The sequence below is a fragment of the Paenibacillus albidus genome, from assembly GCF_014644435.1.
GTDB classification, from domain to species: domain Bacteria; phylum Bacillota; class Bacilli; order Paenibacillales; family Paenibacillaceae; genus Paenibacillus_AQ; species Paenibacillus_AQ albidus.
The window spans coordinates 59,742-77,438 of sequence record NZ_BMKR01000001.1 but is presented as its reverse complement, the minus strand read 5'-3'; the positions used below and the strand labels follow the sequence as shown (position 1 = coordinate 77,438).

The following is a 17,697-nucleotide window of genomic DNA, read 5'->3' as shown; positions in this document are numbered from 1 at the left end:
GTACTGTCCATGCTAGGCATTACCGATTATGGAGCCGAGGATTACGCTTTTTCCACTTACCCGGAGTCGTTCATGCTGATCGATACCTTCGTCAGGGCAACCTTCATAATATTCGCCGGGGTACTAGCTCTCAATAATGATTGTCGGGGAATACAGAAACAATACGTTGAGCGTGCTCTTTACGTATCCGATTAAACGCCGCAAGCTGATCGCTGCCAAATTGGTCATCATCTTCGTTTTTACGTTCGGAATGATCCTGTTCACCGACGTGCTGATGGGTTCTGTTTTGGTCGCCGTGGATCGCTTCTATCCCTTCATTACGGATTCGCTGACGATGGAACAGGTACGAGTGCTGCTGCTCGAGTACACCGTCAGTTCGCTGTCGGCTGCCGCAATGGCCATGATTCCTTTGTTATTCGGTATGCGCAAGCATTCGGCTACGGCCACTATGGTCTCCTCTGTCCTGCTGGTGCTAATCGTATGCTCCGGCTTTAACGGACCGTTGGTATCCATTAACTCCATCATCGCGATCCACATGTCGCTTGGAGCCGCCGGCTTGTGGATTGCCTTGCTATCGATGTTTCGTCTGGAGACGAAGGACGTGAACTAGACGGCGCGTACTATCGTCGCTAAATTCTATGGCGCTTATGCATTCGATGATCGTAGTGTGGACATATCTTTTGGAATTTCCTGATCAGATCGTATTTTTGAAACCGTTAATCTGAAAAAGATTGACGGTTTTTTTGATGCTAAAAACGCAGCATACAGGTAGGTCCCGAAAGCCGAAGGAATTCGAAATCTCTCCTTTCTGACAGCCTGCCCCCTGCGCCACTAGCACTGTTTCACCGAATTGGCTCTGTCCTGCAGTTGGTCGTACGTCGACCGCTTGCCGTTGTGCCCACACCCCGGCTCAGATGAAAAGCTACAATCTGTGTCTGTCCTACTCTCATTCAAATAATTGCTTATGCTTATTGAAAAATCGATAAAAAAATTGCACATTGTCCAGTTCAAACCATTCTGCTGTCTGAAGAGGCTTAGCATCCAGATTATAAATTTTTGCATGTAGCGAGCCTAAAACAAAGGGAGAATGAGTGGCAATAATAAATTGACTATCAAAATATCGTGCCAGCTCATTTATCTGTTCTGCCATTTTTATTTGATTGGCAGGAGAAAGTGACGTTTCCGGCTCGTCCAATAAATACAATTGCCCAGGTAGCAGAGATTCCTCAAAAAACTGCATGGACGTTTCTCCATTAGAGTATTTTTCTTGTGAAAATTGAATGTTCTCCAGCTTCTTCTTAAACGCATATGTAGCTTCATATTGTGCCGCCTCAGCCTTGCTCATCCCTTTGCTAATCTGCTCATACATTATTCCCTCATGCAACACGGAAGATTGCTGTATCTTTTTGATCTCATATAAAATATCCTCTGATTTCATATACCGGCTTCCTTCTGGAAGTTGCCTGATTTCATGCTCTTGCTCATCATGCCCAAGCTGATAGCTGCTCAAATCAAGGAATCGCTGAGCATAAATACTATGCCCATAGCTTGTCATTCTTTCAGCCCCCGGGATTCCTAGCTTGTTGGAAATTACATTGAGTAAAGTGGATTTTCCGCTGCCGTTACTGCCATACAACACAGTAATCCGATCAAACAAAAGCACCTCTCCAGCTACGTGCTTAAATACATAATCAGGATAAATGTTGGGATTTGGAGACGTATAATCAGAAAGCTTAAAGCTTCTCAAATAAATCATTGCCGCACTCCTTCTACCTGTCTTATAGTTTGAATTCTATTTTATCAGAAAAAAGACAATTTATACTTAGGGTTGCAGCCGTATTTCTCCCACCTTCCCAACTACTAATATTCCGTTCCCCCTTCATGTTTACATTCATCGGGACGAGAGGGGCTTCTCGCTGCGCAGCCTGGATAGCCGATGCAGTTGCCCTCTCGCGGAGCGCCCAGCGCGGCATTGGGCCTGTACTTTGTATCTGAGAATTGGACCCCTGGATGAAATCAGGGTTCAGGCCTTGAAAAATTTCTGAAATGGAGTATAATAAGTAACGTTGCATTGTTACATATGGCATCACAGCCTCTGTTATTTCATATTTATATTTGTCCCGGTAGCTCAGCTGGATAGAGCATGCGCCTTCTAAGCGCACGGTCAGGGGTTCGAATCCCTTCCGGGACGTCATTGAAACAGCCTTTCGCAGAAAGGCTGTTTCTGCTTTTTAGGGGATTGCTGCTGCCATAAAGAAATCAATAAGAAAAGAGGCTTTCCGGCAGGACGACTGCCTGGGAAAGCCTCTTTTTTGTGGGATGGAGCAACGTAAGCATGGGAAAAAATACAAATGTGCAGCAACATTGGGACGCATTCCCTTCACAAAAGAGGCCAGATCTCCTCCCACACGGTGTCGAGAATATCCTGCATCCGATCTTCGGCACTGTTGATGGCAATCACCGCTTCGGCTTCCGGAAGCACAAGGCAGAGCTGGCCGTGGGCGCCATCGGCACGGTAGGCGCCGTGCGTGCACATCCAGAATTGCGCGCCGTATCCTTGCCCCCAGTCTCCTGTGGCGTCCGTGCCGATCTGCTTCTGTGTTACATAGTCGATCCAAGCTGAGGGAATCAGCTGCCTTCCGTTCCAGGCTCCTTGCTGCAACAGCAGCTGACCGAACCGGCTCAGTTCCTCCGTGCTTAGGGCAAGCCCTGCACAACCGAGGGTATATCCCTGCGGCGTGGCCTCCCAGAGTACATTCTCTATGCCGAGAGGGGTAAACAGGCGGGGAACCAGATAGTCCCTGACGGTCTGGCCCACACGGGCCTATATCATGGCAGAGATCATAAAGGTGTCGCCGCTGCTGTAAGTGAAATGCCCGCCGGGAGTTCGGTCCAGAGGAAGCGATAGATAGTGCGCTACCCAATCCTTGTCTTTCATTGCTGCCCGCTCCTCAGCCCAGAAGGGCGGGGAGTCATGGCCGCTGGACATGCGCAGTAAATTCAGCAATGTCAGTTCTCCCGGCTGCAGGGAGTGAGGGGTGTGGGGATGGGGCCAAGCATACTCCGGAAACACATCCTTGAGCCGGGTATTCAGCGCCAGCTTTCCTTCCTCAATTGCCAGTCCGGCAGCCATGCACGTAAACGATTTGCTGACCGAATGCTGCAAGCGCCGGATATCTTTGGCAAGATCCAATGTTCCGGTGAGTGCTCCTTTCTGCAGCACGCGAACAGTGAGGACATTTAGGCCGCGTTCGCGGACCAGTATTTCAAACGGGTTCATATTCAGCATGGGGCGCTCTTCTTTCTGTAATAGTAGATTTAACTGAATGAATTATACTGGAAACGTTTCCCGAAAAAGATATGAAAACACCTGCTTGTTCTTATGTTTACCCTATTTTAAAGTGAGGGAAGCAGAAAAACAACACTTGAATTGTGCTTTAGTGGTGGGAAAAAGTAATTTCAACCCAAAAAGTGCAACTGAACCTCTTTGTCAATTCGATTTTGAAACCTATTTCTTCTAAATAATTTTGTTGACATCTCCAATAGACCTGTTCATAATGAACGAGGAAAGCGAATTTGGCTCAAATAGCATGCAGATTCGACTTTTTTCGACTTTAAGGGAAACGTTTCCCGTCATTTCATTCGTTTCCATAAGCCCGGTTGAATCGGGCCAAGGGGGAACCAATACCGGGGTGAGGCAAGGGACATATGAACATTAAAGATATTGCAAAGCTTTCAGGCGTGGGGATCGCCACGGTCTCCAGAGTCATTAACAACACCGGTATAGTCAGCGATATTACGAGAGCCAAGGTGATGGCGGTTGTTAAAGAGCACAACTACATTCCGAACGGGAATGCCCGCAACCTCAAAAAAACCCAATCGAACACCATTGCACTGATGGTTAAGGGGATCTCCAATCCCTTTTTTGCTGACATGATTAAAGAAGTGGAACGTCAGGTGAACCTGCGCGGCTGTCCGCTCCTCATTCAGCACGTAGAAGATGGGGTTGATGAGATCAACGCCGCACTGCATCTGGTCAAAGAAAAGAACCTTTATGGCGTGATCTTTATGGGCGGCACTTATGACCACTCCGAAGAGAAGTTCAGACAATTGCCCGTTCCATTTGTCTTGACCACCATTACAACAACAAAAGATGTCGATCCTTCTGTATTCTCCAGTGTAGTCATTGATGATATTCAAGAGTCGTACAAAGCTACGAGTTATTTGATCTCCCTTGGGCACCGTAACATCTGCTTTCTGGCCAGATTTCCGCTGGTGCAGAATACTACCGGGAATCGGCGTCTGCTTGGGTACATCAAAGCGCTGGAGGAGCATGGCATCGCTTACGATGCTTCGCTTGTAGGGGACTGCGAATACAGTCCCAGCTCAGGTTTTACCGCAACCAAACGTCTGCTGAACAAGAAAAAGGACATCACTGCCGTGTTCGCCGCGTCAGATACGATTGCCATCGGGGCGGCCAAGGCATTGCTGTCCATGGGGCTTTCAATTCCTGGTGATGTCTCGATCATCGGTTTTGACGGGATTGAGATGGCGGAGTATTACCATCCTTCACTGGATACGATCAGCCAGCCCGGCGTCGATATGGCCAAGGCCAGTGTGGAAATCCTGTTTGATCTGATTACCGGCCAGTCAGACAACAAGCATACAGTATTCGAATCGGTACTCGTAAAACGCGGGTCCTGCAGAAAAATTAATTAATGAAACGTAAAGCAAAGGCAACAAGGTTTCCAAGGGAGATGGACATATGGCGCTTTTAACTGTTGAGACGGGTTCTCCGACCTTGAGAATGACAACAACGATCCACATGATCTCACCCGTTGATTCGGGCAACACCTCCGGAGGGACGCTTTATTTGCTGCATGGCGCCGGGGATAATGCCAGCACCTGGCATAGGCTGACGACAGTTGAACAGTATGCGAGCCATTATGGCTGCACAGTAATCATGCCTCAGGTGGGCAGGAGTTATTATACCGATATGGCCTACGGACTTGATTATTTCCACTATGTCACGAAGGAGCTTCCCGAGTTGTGCGGGCGGATGCTGAGGCTTACGGATGATCCGCAGAAGACTTATATTGCCGGTCTGTCGATGGGGGGATATGGTGCCTTGAAATGTGCACTAACCTATCCCGAACAGTACAGTAAGGCCGTTTCTCTGTCGGGTGTGCCTAATCTGCAACAACGTCTGAATGATCCGCAAATGACGCCGGAGCTGGCCAGAGAAATGGCAGGTACATTTGGAGAACGTTTACAGGTGAAGCCGGAGCAGGATATTTACGCTTTATCTGCCAAGCTGATCACGGAGGGGCGGCGTCTTCCTGCCCTGCTCGCCTGCTGCGGCTCCGAAGATCCTTTTGTGGACATGAACCGGGACTTTGCCTCTTATATGGACAAGCTGCCCTATGATTTCAGGTATGTCGAGACCCCGGGAACCCATGAGTGGAGATTCTGGGAAGAGCATTTGAAGACAACCTTTGAATTTCTATACAACAACAACTAAAAGACATAAGTAGAGTGAGGAGATGCAATTTGAAATCCGCAGCCGCAGTACCGGCGAAAAAACCGGGTGACAGCAAATTTCAGCTGTTTTTACGGGAAGTCTGGAAGAACAGAATGGTCTATACGCTTGTATTGCCTGGACTGGTCTGGTTGATCCTGTTCGCTTACCTGCCGATGGGCGGCCTGTCCCTGGCTTTTAAAGATTTTAAATTCAGAGAAGGAATCTTGGGAAGTCCCTGGGTGGGGCTGGATAACTTCACATATGTGTTCCGTGATCCGGCTTTTCTGGATGCGGTATGGCGGACGCTCGCCATCAATATCGGAAAGCTGATTGTCCAGTTCCCGTTCCCGATCATCCTGGCGCTGCTGCTCAATGAGCTGCGCATGCGCCGGTTCAAGAAGTCACTGCAAACCATTTTTACTTTTCCGAATTTCCTGTCCTGGATCGTGGTATCCGGGGTAGTAATTAACGTTCTGGCCTATGACGGGCTGGTCAACAGCCTCATTAAGCTGCTTGGCGGCACAGGCATTAACTTCCTGGGTTCAGAAAAAATGTTCGTACCGATGATCTACCTTACAGATATCTGGAAATCTGCAGGTTGGGGCGCAATTATCTATCTGGCAGCCATTTCGGGTATCGATACCGACCAATACGAAGCTGCCCAGATCGACGGAGCTACACGACTCCAGCAAATGTTCAAGGTGACCTTGCCCAACATTATGCCGACGATCACGATTATGTTCATTCTTTCGGTAGGCGGCTTGATGTCCTCCGGATTTGATCAAATATTCAACCTGGCGAACGCTGCCACCAAAAATGTCTCGGAGGTTCTGGATGTGTATATCTACCGGATTACCTTCCAGTCCTCAACCGACTTCTCGTTCTCGAGTGCAGTCAGTTTGTTCCGTTCCATCGTCAACATGATCCTGCTGCTGCTGGCGGACAGAGCTGCCAAACTGATGGGCGGGGACGGATTATTCCGGTAAGAGAGGAGAGCAAACCAAGATGAGCAAGAACCCTAAGAAACCCAAGCTCGGCAGTCAAAAAATGACCGCCATGGACTATGTGATCTTTGTTATTTTATCGTTAGGCGCTTTGGCTATCCTGCTTCCTTTCTGGAATGTCGTGATGATTTCCTTTTCCACACAAAAGGAATATGCCGATAATCCATTAATGTTGTTTCCGAAGAATCCGACGCTGGAGTCCTATCAGAGATTGTTCTCGGAAGGGATGATTGGAAGCGGATATCTCAATACACTGAAGATTCTGCTGATTGGCCTGCCGCTGAGCATGTTCCTGACCACAAGTATGGGATACGGCCTAAGCCGCAACAAATTCCCCGGCAAAAAGCTGATCTTTATGCTCGTATTGTTCACTATGATTTTCAATGGCGGGATTGTACCGCTTTACCTGGTCATGCAGAATTTGAATCTGACAGGCAATATCATGTCGGTTATTCTGGCCGGAAGCTTCAGTGCGTTCAACCTGATTCTGATGTCCAATTATTTTAACGGTCTGCCGGAATCGTTGATGGAATCCGCACGGATTGACGGAGCCGGGGAGTGGAAGATTCTGCTGAAGGTGGTATTGCCGCTTTCGGCACCAATCATAGCCACGATTACTTTGTTCTACGGGGTAGCCTTCTGGAATGGCTGGTATGAAGCGATGGTCTTCCTGCGCAAAGCGGAGCAGATGCCGCTGCAGAATGTGCTGAGGTCCATCATTATGGAAGCCGATGTGAATGCTGCCAATGCAAGCAGTATGGCGGCGGGCAAACAATCGTTCTCGATGGGAATGAAAATGGCCGCAGTATTCATCACCATGGTTCCAATCATGTGCTTCTTCCCGCTGCTGCAAAAGCATTTCGCCAAAGGGGTATTGACAGGGGCTATCAAGACCTGATTTATACAAGCATGTCATGAGTACAGGTACGGAACAAAAGGGCATTCACACAAAAATAGGAGGTCACACATGAACACGTTCAAAAGAAAATCAGTTAAATCGGTTCTGGCAGTTGCATTGTCTCTGACCATGATTGGACTCGCAGCATGCTCGAATTCGGGCGGCAACAATGCGGAAACGGGCAGTGCCAATGAAGGCAATCCTACAGATGGCTACACAAAGAATCTGACCATCTCCCTGGGAAGCACGATCAAAACAGCAAGCTCCGACTTCGAGAATGAATTCCATAAATATTTCACCGATAAATTCAACATTAAATGGGATTACAACTATATTGAATGGGATTCCTGGGCGGAGAAGCTACGTCTGTGGATCAGCTCGGGTGATCTGCCTGACGTAGCCAGCTGGAACTATGTTCACGGCGATGCGGTCAACTACATCGATCAAGGGTTGCTCTACAAGCTGCCGGATGACTGGAAAGAACGTTGGCCAAATGTGGCTAAGGCGTACGCGCTGACAGGCCTTGGGGACAAGCTGGAGGAATTGGTCGGCGGTACCTATGTGCTGCCAAGACCTGTATACTTTGAGAACAAGCCGGCTGATCCGCTGATTAACCAAATCGGGGTCATTGCGCTCCGTTCCGACTGGGCCAAAGCGGTAGGTTTTGAATTAAAGGATGCGTACACCACAAGCGAACTGATGGAATTTGCCAGACTGGTTAAAGAAAAAGACCCTGGCAAGGTAGGCGGGAACCTCGTTCCAATCGCTTACGATATCAATGATGCTTTGACGAACATTGTCATGGCCAACAGCGTGCACTCCCGCGTAGAGTCCGCTTTCTACAAAGATGCCGAGGGCAAATATCAATGGGGCCCGGCCAGCGAAGAAACACTGGCCGCTCTGAAAGAACTGCAGGCAACGTATAAAGAAGGGCTGCTGCATCCGGAGTTCTACACCTGGAAAAACGGTGAAGCCACTCAGAAGTTCACGGTTACCGGCGATTCGGCGATCACCAGTCTTGGCGGTCTTGCTTCCTATAGAAAAGATATGGATACCAAGATGAAGGACAACCTGGGTGTCAACAGCGACGAACTGGTTCACACGGCGATTGTGCTTGGCGATGACGGCAAATACCGTAACCTGGATCAAGTAAACTACTGGTCCGCTGTTATTTTCAACCCGGAAATTTCGGAGGAAAAATTCGAGCGCATTATGGATTTCATGGAATACACAACTGCCACCGAGGGCCAAACGATTGTTAACATGGGCTTTGAAGGAAAAGACTGGAAATATGGCGAAAACAAGGAATTGGTCAGCCTGCTTCCGGAAGGCACAACCCTGGATAAGAAATATCCGAACCGTTTTGAAGGTCTCTATGTCCTTGCGGATGACTTCAGTGTAGTGAATCCGGCGATCAAAAAGGAATACCGTGACCGTTCGGTAGAACTGTACAAACTGAAAGCGGAGCTGGCTACCAAAGACAAAGCAACCGCAGAATATGACTGGGATTATCAGCTGTATGACTCCAAGGCTAAAAATCAGGCTTCCTTTGACTATGCTACAGAATACACGAACCTGATCCTGAAACCGGGTGATCTGGAAGCTAATTGGAAGGAATGGGTAAACAGCAAGATGTCACTTGTTCAACCTGTTCTGGATGAGCTGAATAATCTGAAGAAATAGGATGTCTTAATAAATCGTACCGAGCTTTGCCGAACCCGCGTGCGAATTCATGCACCCGGGTTCTTCCACTAATAGGAACTCTTGGCCCCGGGAAATTCGGCGAAGGCCACGCATATAGAAACCATACAATGGGGGACTTCAGATGAACGACCAGCAATTGGTCATCTTGTTAAATGAGATGACGCTTGAGGAGAAAATTGCCCAATTGCAGCAGCTCGCCGCCAATTTCTATGAAGGGGCGGAGAGCGGAGGGCAAATAACCGGTCCGATGGAAGCAATGGGCATCACCGATGACATGATTATAAACAGCGGGTCTGTGCTTGGCCTGTCCGGTGCAGAGCAGGTGATTGCCGTTCAGGAGGCACATCTGCGCAAGAACAGACTCGGAATACCGCTGCTGATGATGGCGGACATTGTACATGGCTTCAAGACTATTTTTCCAGTGCCGCTGGCTATTGGCTGTTCCTGGGATCTGGAGCGGACCGAGCGGAGTGCGGAGATTGCCGCCAAAGAATCGGCGGTATCCGGTGTGCATGTCACCTTTGCACCCATGGCCGATCTGGTCCGTGATCCACGCTGGGGAAGAGTGATGGAATCCACGGGGGAGGACCCGTATCTGAACGGGCTTTATGCCCGGGCGTTCGTCCGGGGCTTTCAGGGCAGTGATCTGAAGGGAGACGTCAACCGCATGGCGGCCTGCGTCAAGCATTTTGCCGCTTATGGCCTCTCAGAAGGCGGCCGGGATTACAACACGGTGGATTTGTCAGAACGTCATCTGCGCGAATATTATTTGCCGGCTTACCGTGCCGCACTGGATGAAGGCGCGGAGATGGTGATGACTTCCTTCAACACCATTGAGGGGATTCCGGTGAGCGGCAATGTGAAGCTGCTGCGGGATCTGCTGCGCGATGAATGGGGATTTGACGGAGTACTGATCTCGGATTGGGGCGCCGTGAAGGAATTGATTCCTCATGGTGTAGCCGAGGACGAAGCCGAAGCTGCACTCAAGACGATCAGGGCCGGAGTGGACATTGAGATGATGACGGCATGTTACGTGCACCAGCTGCCTGAGCTTGTAGCTTCAGGACAAGTCGAAATCTCGCTGATTGATGAAGCGGTGCTCCGTATCCTGCAGCTCAAGGAAAGGCTGGGACTTTTTGAGAATCCGCTGCGCGGAGCAGACCCTGTTGCGGAGCGCGAGGTAGTGTTCTGCGAAGAACACCGCACGGCAGCACGTGAGCTGGCCGCGAAATCCTGTGTGCTGCTGAAGAACGAACAGGTCCTGCCGCTTGCTCCCGGGCAGCGGATTGCCCTGATTGGACCGTTTGCGGCAAGCGGCGACATCCTTGGACCTTGGTCTTGGACGGGTTCGACCGAAGATGCGGTGAAGCTGGACGCGGCTATGAAGGCCCGGGCCGGGGTAGGTCAAATTACGGTCGCCGAAGGCTCCGGGATTGACACCTTTAGCGAAGAGTTGTGGCTGGAAGCAGAAACGGCGGCACAGGCAGCAGAGGTTATTGTTCTCGCCTTGGGGGAACGTTCCGAGATGAGCGGAGAAGCGGGCAGCCGCTCGGATATCCGCCTGCCGGAAGCCCAGCGGGAGCTGCTGCTTCGCCTGAAAGCGCTAGACAAGCCGCTGGTGGTTGTCTTGTTCAATGGACGTCCGCTGGATCTGAGCGGCGTCTATGACATGGCGGATGCTGTGCTGGAAGCCTGGTTCCCGGGCAGCGAAGGCGGGGCGGCCATCACGAGTCTGCTCTACGGGGACGAGAATCCTTCCGGCCGTCTGAGCATGTCCTTCCCGGTAGCGGTCGGACAAATTCCGGTATATTACAATCATTTCAACACCGGCCGTCCGCTAGGTGCACCGGATGCCGATGCACGTTACGTGTCACAGTATCTGGATATCCCCAATGAGCCGCTTTTGCCATTCGGGTACGGTCTTAGTTATACCACGTTTGACTACAGCGAACCGGTTCTTTCGGGAGACAAAATGACGGGCGACCAGCCGATTCAAATCTCCGTAACAATAACCAATACGGGGGCTGTTGCAGGCGAGGAAGTGGTACAGCTCTATATCCGGGATATTTCCGGCGAAGTGGTCAGACCGATGAAGGAACTGAAGGACTTTGCCAAAATCAGCCTCTCTCCGGGCGAAAGCCGGGAATTAACCTTTACCCTGACCGAAGAGCAGCTGCGTTATTATCATAGCGATCTCAGCTTTGCCAGCGACCCCGGGAAATTTGAATTGTTCGTGGGTCCGAACAGCCGGGATGCCAAGGCACGTGGTTTCCGTCTGGAGTTAGCCGCAGTAGAAAATAAACGGCACGTGTTGTCGTAATGGATAGGAAGTGTTAATCAATGACAACCCTGAAATCAAATCTCCGGCTGAATGCCGGGGAACTGAGCGTTACCTTTTTGAACAGCGGGGACTTGTATCAGATCGCACAGGAGCGGACAATGATCAACCAGCTGCTGCCAAATCCCGTGGACGGCTCATTATCGAACCTCTATTTGCGGGTGTTCCGGCAGGGGAGCATTCAGGCCGTGCCTTTACTGGGCATCCATTCCGGGAGCACGGTGCGCAAAGCCGGCAACCGCCTGGTATGGGAAGGGACCGCCGAGTCTATTAATTATCAGGTAGTGTTTACTCCGACCGCACAAGGGGTCTGGTTCTGGGATGTGTTGCTAAAGGGTGAGGGTGAAGAAGTGGACCTGGTGTACGGACAGGATGTCGGCATTGCCGATATTGGCGCAGTCCGCAGCAATGAGGCCTACTTGTCCCAATATATTGACCATGCCGTATTTGAGGACAGCACTAACGGTTATGTAGTCTGCTCCAGACAAAACCAGCCGCAAGGCGGAAGGTTTCCATACCTGCAGCAGGGTTCGCTCACCGGGGCGGCAGGGTTCTCGACGGACGGATTCCAGTTCTTCGGACTGTCCTACAAAGAAACCAACCAGCCGGAGAGCCTGTCCCAAGCGCAGCTGGCTAATGAAGTCTACCAGTATGAGTTCGCTTATACCGCACTGCAATCGCAACGTGTGCAATTAAACGGGGAGGCGCGGTTTGTTTTTTACGGATTGTTCAAACAAGACCATCCTTCCGCCATTACCGGTCTTGAATTTACCGCAGAACTCGCTGCAGCCTGGGAGGCGGTTAAAGACCTGCCTGTAGAAACCGAAGCGACGCTTGAGCGCCCGTTCTTCTCGAAGACACTCGGAGCGCCGCTGACCGGGAATGATTTGACCCGTGAGCAGCTGGACGCGTTGTTCCCGGTTCGTTATCAGGAGGAGAAGGATGGAGATACGCTGCTGTCTTTTTTCACCGGGAATTATGAGCATGTGGTGCTGAAAGAGAAGGAAATGCGCGTCGAGCGGCCGCATGGCCACATCCTGATGAGCGGTGACAATGCCCGCCTGAACGATAAGGTAATTACAACAACAGCCTATATGTACGGGATTTTTAATTCCCAGGTCGTGATTGGCAACACCAACTTCAACAAGCTGATGTCCAATGCCAGAAATGCGCTGAATGTTCCCAAAACTTCGGGGCAGCGGATTTATGTGCAACTGGGTGGAGAATACCGCCTGCTGACTATGCCGTCCCTGTTCGAGGTGGGATTCAACTATGCGCGCTGGGTGTACCGCACCCAAGAGGAATGCTTCATTATTACCAATTATACTACCGCCGATTCTCCGGAAATTTTCCTGAATGTGCGGACGGAAAGCGGCAAGGCCTACCGTTACCTGGTGACCAACCAAATCACCATGAACGTCAATGAATATGAGCTGCCGTATGAAGTCCGTCAAGATGGAGGAGCCCTAACCTTCTCGGCTGACCGGAATGCCCTGAGTGCAAGCGAATATCCGGAGCTGCAGTACACGTTCAAGGTTCAGGGTGCTGAGCTTGCCCTGCGGGATGAATCTGTGCTGGTCTCCCCAGCCGAAGCCCAGGAAGCGCCGCTTGCCGTGCTGGAGTTGTCGGCCAGCAAGGATTGGACGCTCCGCATCGAAGGATTGCTTGAGGGCCAGGCGGCGGAAAGTTCCGGCCGCGGCGTCGAAGCTGAGATTACCGCCTACCGTGAATTCTATGCCGGTGTGATGAACGGCTTCCGTCTGACCCGTGAGAACGGGGATGAGGGTGAATTGTTCAAAGTGAATGCGCTGGCCTGGTGGTATACGCACAACATGCTGGTCCACTATTCCGTGCCGCATGGCCTGGAGCAATATGGAGGCGCAGCGTGGGGAACCAGGGACGTCTGCCAGGGTCCTGTCGAATATTTCATGGCAACCCATAAATACGGGCAGGTCCGCGAGATCCTGCTGACGGTGTATGCCCATCAGTATGAGGATGACGGCAATTGGCCGCAGTGGTTCATGTTCGATAAATATACGAAAATCCAGCAGGAAGAAAGCCATGGCGACATCATTGTCTGGCCGCTCAAAGTCCTCGGCGATTATCTGGCGGTAACCCATGACTATAGCATTCTGGGAGAAAAAATTCCGTATACCCGCAAGCACAGCTTTGACTTTACGGAGCAAGGCGAGACTTTGCTGGATCATGCCCGCAAGGAAATTGCCTACATTCAGGAGCACTTCCTGCATGATACCCACTTGTCTTCCTACGGAGACGGCGACTGGGATGATACGCTGCAGCCGGCCAACTCGCAGCTCAAGCAGTACATGGTGAGCAGCTGGACGGTATCGCTGACCTATCAGACCCTCAGCCAATTCTCGAAGGTGCTTAGCAAAGTGGATCAGGGGATGTCGGAAGAGCTGAAGCAGATGGCCGAAGGCATCCGTGAGGATTTCAATACGTATATGCTGCAAACCGAGGTGATTCCGGGTTTCCTGTATATGGAGGACCCGGAGCAAGTGAAGCTTATGGTACATCCAAGCGATACCGAGACCGGTATCCAGTACCGGCTGCTGCCGATGACGCGCAGTATGATCAGCGAGCTGCTCACTCCCGAACAAGCTGAGGCGCATTATGAGCTGATTCAGGATAAGTTGTTCTGTCCGGACGGCGTGCGTCTGATGAACCGTCCCGCCCAATATGCCGGCGGTGTAAGCACACACTTCAAACGGGCAGAGCAGGCTTCGAACTTCGGCCGGGAAATCGGCCTTCAGTACGTGCATGCGCATATCCGTTATGTGGAAGCGATGGCCAAGCTCGGCAAAACCGACCAGGTCTGGAGCGGCCTGGCCGCGATCAACCCGGTTGGCATCCGCGACGTGGTGCCGAATGCCGAACTTCGTCAGGCCAATTCGTATTTCAGCAGCTCGGACGGCAAGTTCAATACGCGTTATGAAGCGCAGGAGAACTTTGGCAAGCTGCGCACAGGCGACGTAGCCGTAAAAGGCGGCTGGAGAATCTATTCCAGCGGCCCGGGGATCTACATGAACCAGTTGATCTCGAATGCGCTCGGCATCCGTGCCGAAGGCGGCGACCTGATCATTGACCCGGTGCTGCCGGAATCGCTGGACGGCATGCGGTTTTGCTTCGAATATGCAGAAGCAAAGGTGGATTTCATCTACCACCTGACCGGCAGCGGCTTAAGCCGTGTTACGGTGAACGGTGAGGAGGTTGCCGGAGAAGGCACACCTAACCGCTACCGCACCGGTGGCCTGCGGATTAAGCGCGAAGCTTTTGACCGCCTTCGCTCGCCGCAAGGCAATGTTGTAGAGATCTATATGTAGAAGTTGTAATCACGGGTAGCCCCGGTGCTGAGAAGCGCCGGGGTTTTTACGTTGGTGGGATGTCCGGGTAATGGCTTATTACTTGCTGTGGAGAGCCGGACTATCCAACCACTCAGTATCAAGGTGCACATGTGGCTATGTTCCGATGGCGGCTCGCCGGGATTCCTTGCTGCAATGGGGCAGAGTCTATTCACTGCACTTTGTACAGCAGTCTGCGCGTAAATTAGGCTCATGTTCGATTTGACTGCATTTGCTGCATCAGGAACAGCAGAAAGGGCCGGAAAACGCCGGTTGTCTGAATTTCCACTGTATGAAATACATCAGAATGGACTTTTGAGCTAACTGAGTGCGATTGTGCTGTACTAAATACATCAGAACTGCTTATTCATTGGAAGTGGCAGCTGTCTCAGCGGGTCAAACCATGCTCCAAACGCCGCAAACGAAAGCCAGAATCACTAAAAATGTACACTGATGATCATAGATTTGTTGACGGACATTCGCGTTAGCCCCCGTCTACAATGAAGAGTGAAAGTGATAGACGCTCTTATTAATTTGCAGGCAGATGGGGGGAATCTTCAATACTAGCGGAGAAAAAGGAATATTATGATGTTGTAGTCTGCGGGGGTGGTCTTGCGGGCTTTTGTGCCGGAGTAGCGGCAGCCCGTCAGGGCAGAACGGTTTGCATTATCGGGGACCGGCCCGTCTTCGGCGGGAACAGCTCCTCCGAAGTGCGTGTGACACCGCATGGAGCGGCGGCCTTCCATGCCTATGCCCGGGAAACGGGCATTATTTCCGAGCTTTTGATTGCGGAGCGGGCGGCCAACCATGAAATCATCCGGGAGAATGGATGGACGAACAGCATATGGGATATGACACTTTACGACATGGCGGTAAATACGCCGGGGTTGTCGTTTCATCTGAATACAACAGTTGTATCGGTGGAAAAGGAGGGTGACCGGAGAATCCGGGCGGTCAAGGCAATCACGGCCGGAGCCGAAACGGAACTTACGATCTGCGGTGAAATCTTTATGGATTGCACCGGCGACGGGAGTGTCGCGGATGCCGCAGGCAATGAATGGCGTATGGGCTCGGAGGGGCGGGGTGAATTCGGAGAGCCGCATGCGCCGCTTGCCGCAAGCAGTGACACTATGGGCAGCTCTATCCATTTCAAAGCCAAGAACATGGGGAGACCGGTGCCGTATACGGCTCCGCAGTGGGCGGTCCGTTATGGGGACCCCGCCTTTTTTTATGAGCAGGGCAGACATTTCTATGATATCGAATCGGGGTATTGGTGGATTGAGATCGGGGTGCCGCGGCATACGATCTTCGACAATGAAGACATCAGGCATGAATTGACCCGGCATACGCTTGGCATTTGGGATTATATCAAAAACCGTGATCCCGTCCTGAAGGAACGTGCCGCTAACTTCGCGCTGGATTGGGTCGGCCAGGTTCCCGGCAAAAGAGAGAGCCGCCGGATCATCGGCAGGTATTTCATGACTGAACATGATCCGGCGGGACGGACGGTGTTTCCTGATGAGGTGGCCTACGGCGGCTGGTTCATTGATTTGCATACCGCAGGCGGCCTGCTCGCCTCCACAGCTGAGCCTTCCAGCGCGGAAGGCTACAATGAGACTAGCGAGTATGCGGTCAAAAGCTACTGCTGCCCCTATGGCATTCCACTGCGGATCATGCTGGCGAAAGACATAGACAACCTCATGATGGCGGGACGCAACGTAAGTGTAAGTCATGCCGCGCTCGGGACGGTCCGCGTCATGGCGACGACGGCCTTGATGGGACAGGCGGCGGGCACTGCCGCGGCGGTAGCGCTTTCGAAGGGCCTCCAGACCGGCGAGGTGCCGGAGAGCTGTATGGACGAGGTGCAGCAACGGCTGCTGCGCGACGGCTGTTTCCTGCCCGGCGTGAGGAACGCCGATCCAGCCGATCTGGCACGCACGGCGTCCGCGTCCGCTTCCAGCGCGGCGCTTGTTTACGGCGCCGGACCGGAGAGCCGGAACCCGGGCGGCGGGTTCCGCAGCGTTCACGAGGAGCAGGAGGAACTGCTGCTGCACCGGCGGGGGCAGTGGATCGCTGTAGGGACGGAAGAAATCGCATCGCTGTCCGTATGCCTGAGCAATAACAGCGGCAGCGTGCAGAGAGTTGCCGCCGAAATTGTCAATGTGGATCATATTTGGGATTATCGAAGCTCCGGACATACGCCTCTTGCGGCAACGGTTCTTTCTGTTCCTCCCGGACAGAAGCAATGGATCACCTGGGATACCGGTCTCGTTGCAGCCGGGGAGCTTGCTTCCGGCCGGTATATCCGGCTTGACCTGCTGCGTAGTCCTGACGTGGAATGGCATATGGCCGGGGCGGTGGTTCCGGGCCATACGTCAGCCTACGAAATGGGCGGAGGGAAGATGCGCCGGTACAGGGACGGAGGCACGTTAAGCTTCCGGGTGTCCCCGCCCCAGCCGTGCTTCAGGGCATCCAATGCCCTGTCGGGCGTGTCCCGCCCGTACGATTATACGAACGTGTGGCGGTCCGATCCGGCGGAGCCGTTGTCCCAGTGGCTGCAGCTGAAGTGGACGGCTCCGCAGACCATCGGAGTGGTGATCCTTGTGTTCCCGGGGCATCTGTTCAGGGAGTATCACCAATATGAGCCGTTCTACCGTGATCCTCAGTGTCCCAAGGACTATGATATCCAGGCCTGGAACGATGGAGAATGGCATACGGTCGTCAGCGTAAGGGACAACCACCAGTGCCGGCGGGTGCACACCTTGACATCGGCTGAGACCACCGACAGGCTGCGTATAGTCATTCTCGCGACAGGTGGTGATCCCAGTGCAGCGATATCCGAAATACGCTGTTACCGGTCCTAGTATAGC

General features: G+C 52.1%; 12 protein-coding genes and 1 tRNA gene. 10 read left to right on the top strand and 3 right to left on the bottom strand.

Going from position 1 to position 17,697, the window contains the following annotated elements; translation table 11 throughout:
• Nucleotides 1-136 precede the first annotated feature (136 nt).
• Entirely contained in the window at nt 137-610 is a 474-nt protein-coding gene (locus IEY53_RS00310) for an ABC transporter permease (protein WP_268240735.1), read from the top strand.
• A 336-nt stretch (nt 611-946) separates the two neighbouring features.
• Here the strand turns inward: IEY53_RS00310 and IEY53_RS00305 are convergent, their stop codons facing one another.
• Nucleotides 947-1,756: an AAA family ATPase gene (locus IEY53_RS00305; protein ID WP_189021628.1), complete on the bottom strand. Its 810-nt coding sequence runs from the start codon at nt 1,754-1,756 to the stop codon at nt 947-949.
• A 361-nt stretch (nt 1,757-2,117) separates the two neighbouring features.
• Here IEY53_RS00305 and IEY53_RS00300 point away from each other — a divergent pair.
• A tRNA-Arg gene (locus IEY53_RS00300) sits at nt 2,118-2,191 on the top strand.
• A gap of 189 nt (nt 2,192-2,380) precedes the next feature.
• On the opposite strand, the gene IEY53_RS35840 is transcribed toward IEY53_RS00300, so the two are convergent.
• Together IEY53_RS35840 and IEY53_RS35835 are read right to left on the bottom strand one after the other, a co-directional pair.
• Nucleotides 2,381-2,818: a serine hydrolase domain-containing protein gene (locus tag IEY53_RS35840; RefSeq protein WP_308424194.1), complete on the bottom strand. Its 438-nt coding sequence runs from the start codon at nt 2,816-2,818 to the stop codon at nt 2,381-2,383.
• Nucleotides 2,819-2,824: 6 nt separating this feature from the next.
• On the bottom strand, nt 2,825-3,289 hold the full coding sequence (locus IEY53_RS35835) for a serine hydrolase domain-containing protein (protein WP_308424193.1): 465 nt from the start codon (nt 3,287-3,289) through the stop codon (nt 2,825-2,827).
• 419 nt (nt 3,290-3,708) lie between these two features.
• On the opposite strand from IEY53_RS35835, the gene IEY53_RS00290 reads away from it, so the two are divergent.
• The 8 genes from IEY53_RS00290 to IEY53_RS00255 all read left to right on the top strand — a co-directional run bounded on the left by IEY53_RS00290 (nt 3,709) and on the right by IEY53_RS00255 (nt 17,691).
• Complete coding sequence (locus tag IEY53_RS00290; protein WP_189021627.1) at nt 3,709-4,719, top strand: LacI family DNA-binding transcriptional regulator; 1,011 nt, start codon at nt 3,709-3,711, stop codon at nt 4,717-4,719.
• 46 nt (nt 4,720-4,765) lie between these two features.
• Nucleotides 4,766-5,521, top strand: coding sequence for an alpha/beta hydrolase (locus IEY53_RS00285; RefSeq protein WP_189021626.1), 756 nt, complete (start codon nt 4,766-4,768; stop codon nt 5,519-5,521).
• Nucleotides 5,522-5,550: 29 nt separating this feature from the next.
• Entirely contained in the window at nt 5,551-6,507 is a 957-nt protein-coding gene (locus tag IEY53_RS00280; RefSeq protein WP_189021625.1) for an ABC transporter permease, read from the top strand.
• 19 nt (nt 6,508-6,526) lie between these two features.
• Entirely contained in the window at nt 6,527-7,423 is an 897-nt protein-coding gene (locus tag IEY53_RS00275; protein ID WP_189021624.1) for a carbohydrate ABC transporter permease, read from the top strand.
• Nucleotides 7,424-7,492: 69 nt separating this feature from the next.
• On the top strand, nt 7,493-9,106 hold the full coding sequence (locus IEY53_RS00270; RefSeq protein WP_189021623.1) for an extracellular solute-binding protein: 1,614 nt from the start codon (nt 7,493-7,495) through the stop codon (nt 9,104-9,106).
• 142 nt (nt 9,107-9,248) lie between these two features.
• Complete coding sequence (gene bglX, locus IEY53_RS00265; protein ID WP_189021622.1) at nt 9,249-11,447, top strand: beta-glucosidase BglX; 2,199 nt, start codon at nt 9,249-9,251, stop codon at nt 11,445-11,447.
• A 20-nt stretch (nt 11,448-11,467) separates the two neighbouring features.
• On the top strand, nt 11,468-14,809 hold the full coding sequence (locus IEY53_RS00260) for a GH36-type glycosyl hydrolase domain-containing protein (protein WP_189021621.1): 3,342 nt from the start codon (nt 11,468-11,470) through the stop codon (nt 14,807-14,809).
• Between the two features lie 578 nt (nt 14,810-15,387).
• Nucleotides 15,388-17,691, top strand: a complete 2,304-nt coding sequence (locus IEY53_RS00255) for an FAD-dependent oxidoreductase (RefSeq protein ID WP_189021876.1) — start codon at nt 15,388-15,390, stop codon at nt 17,689-17,691.
• Nucleotides 17,692-17,697: the final 6 nt, after the last annotated feature.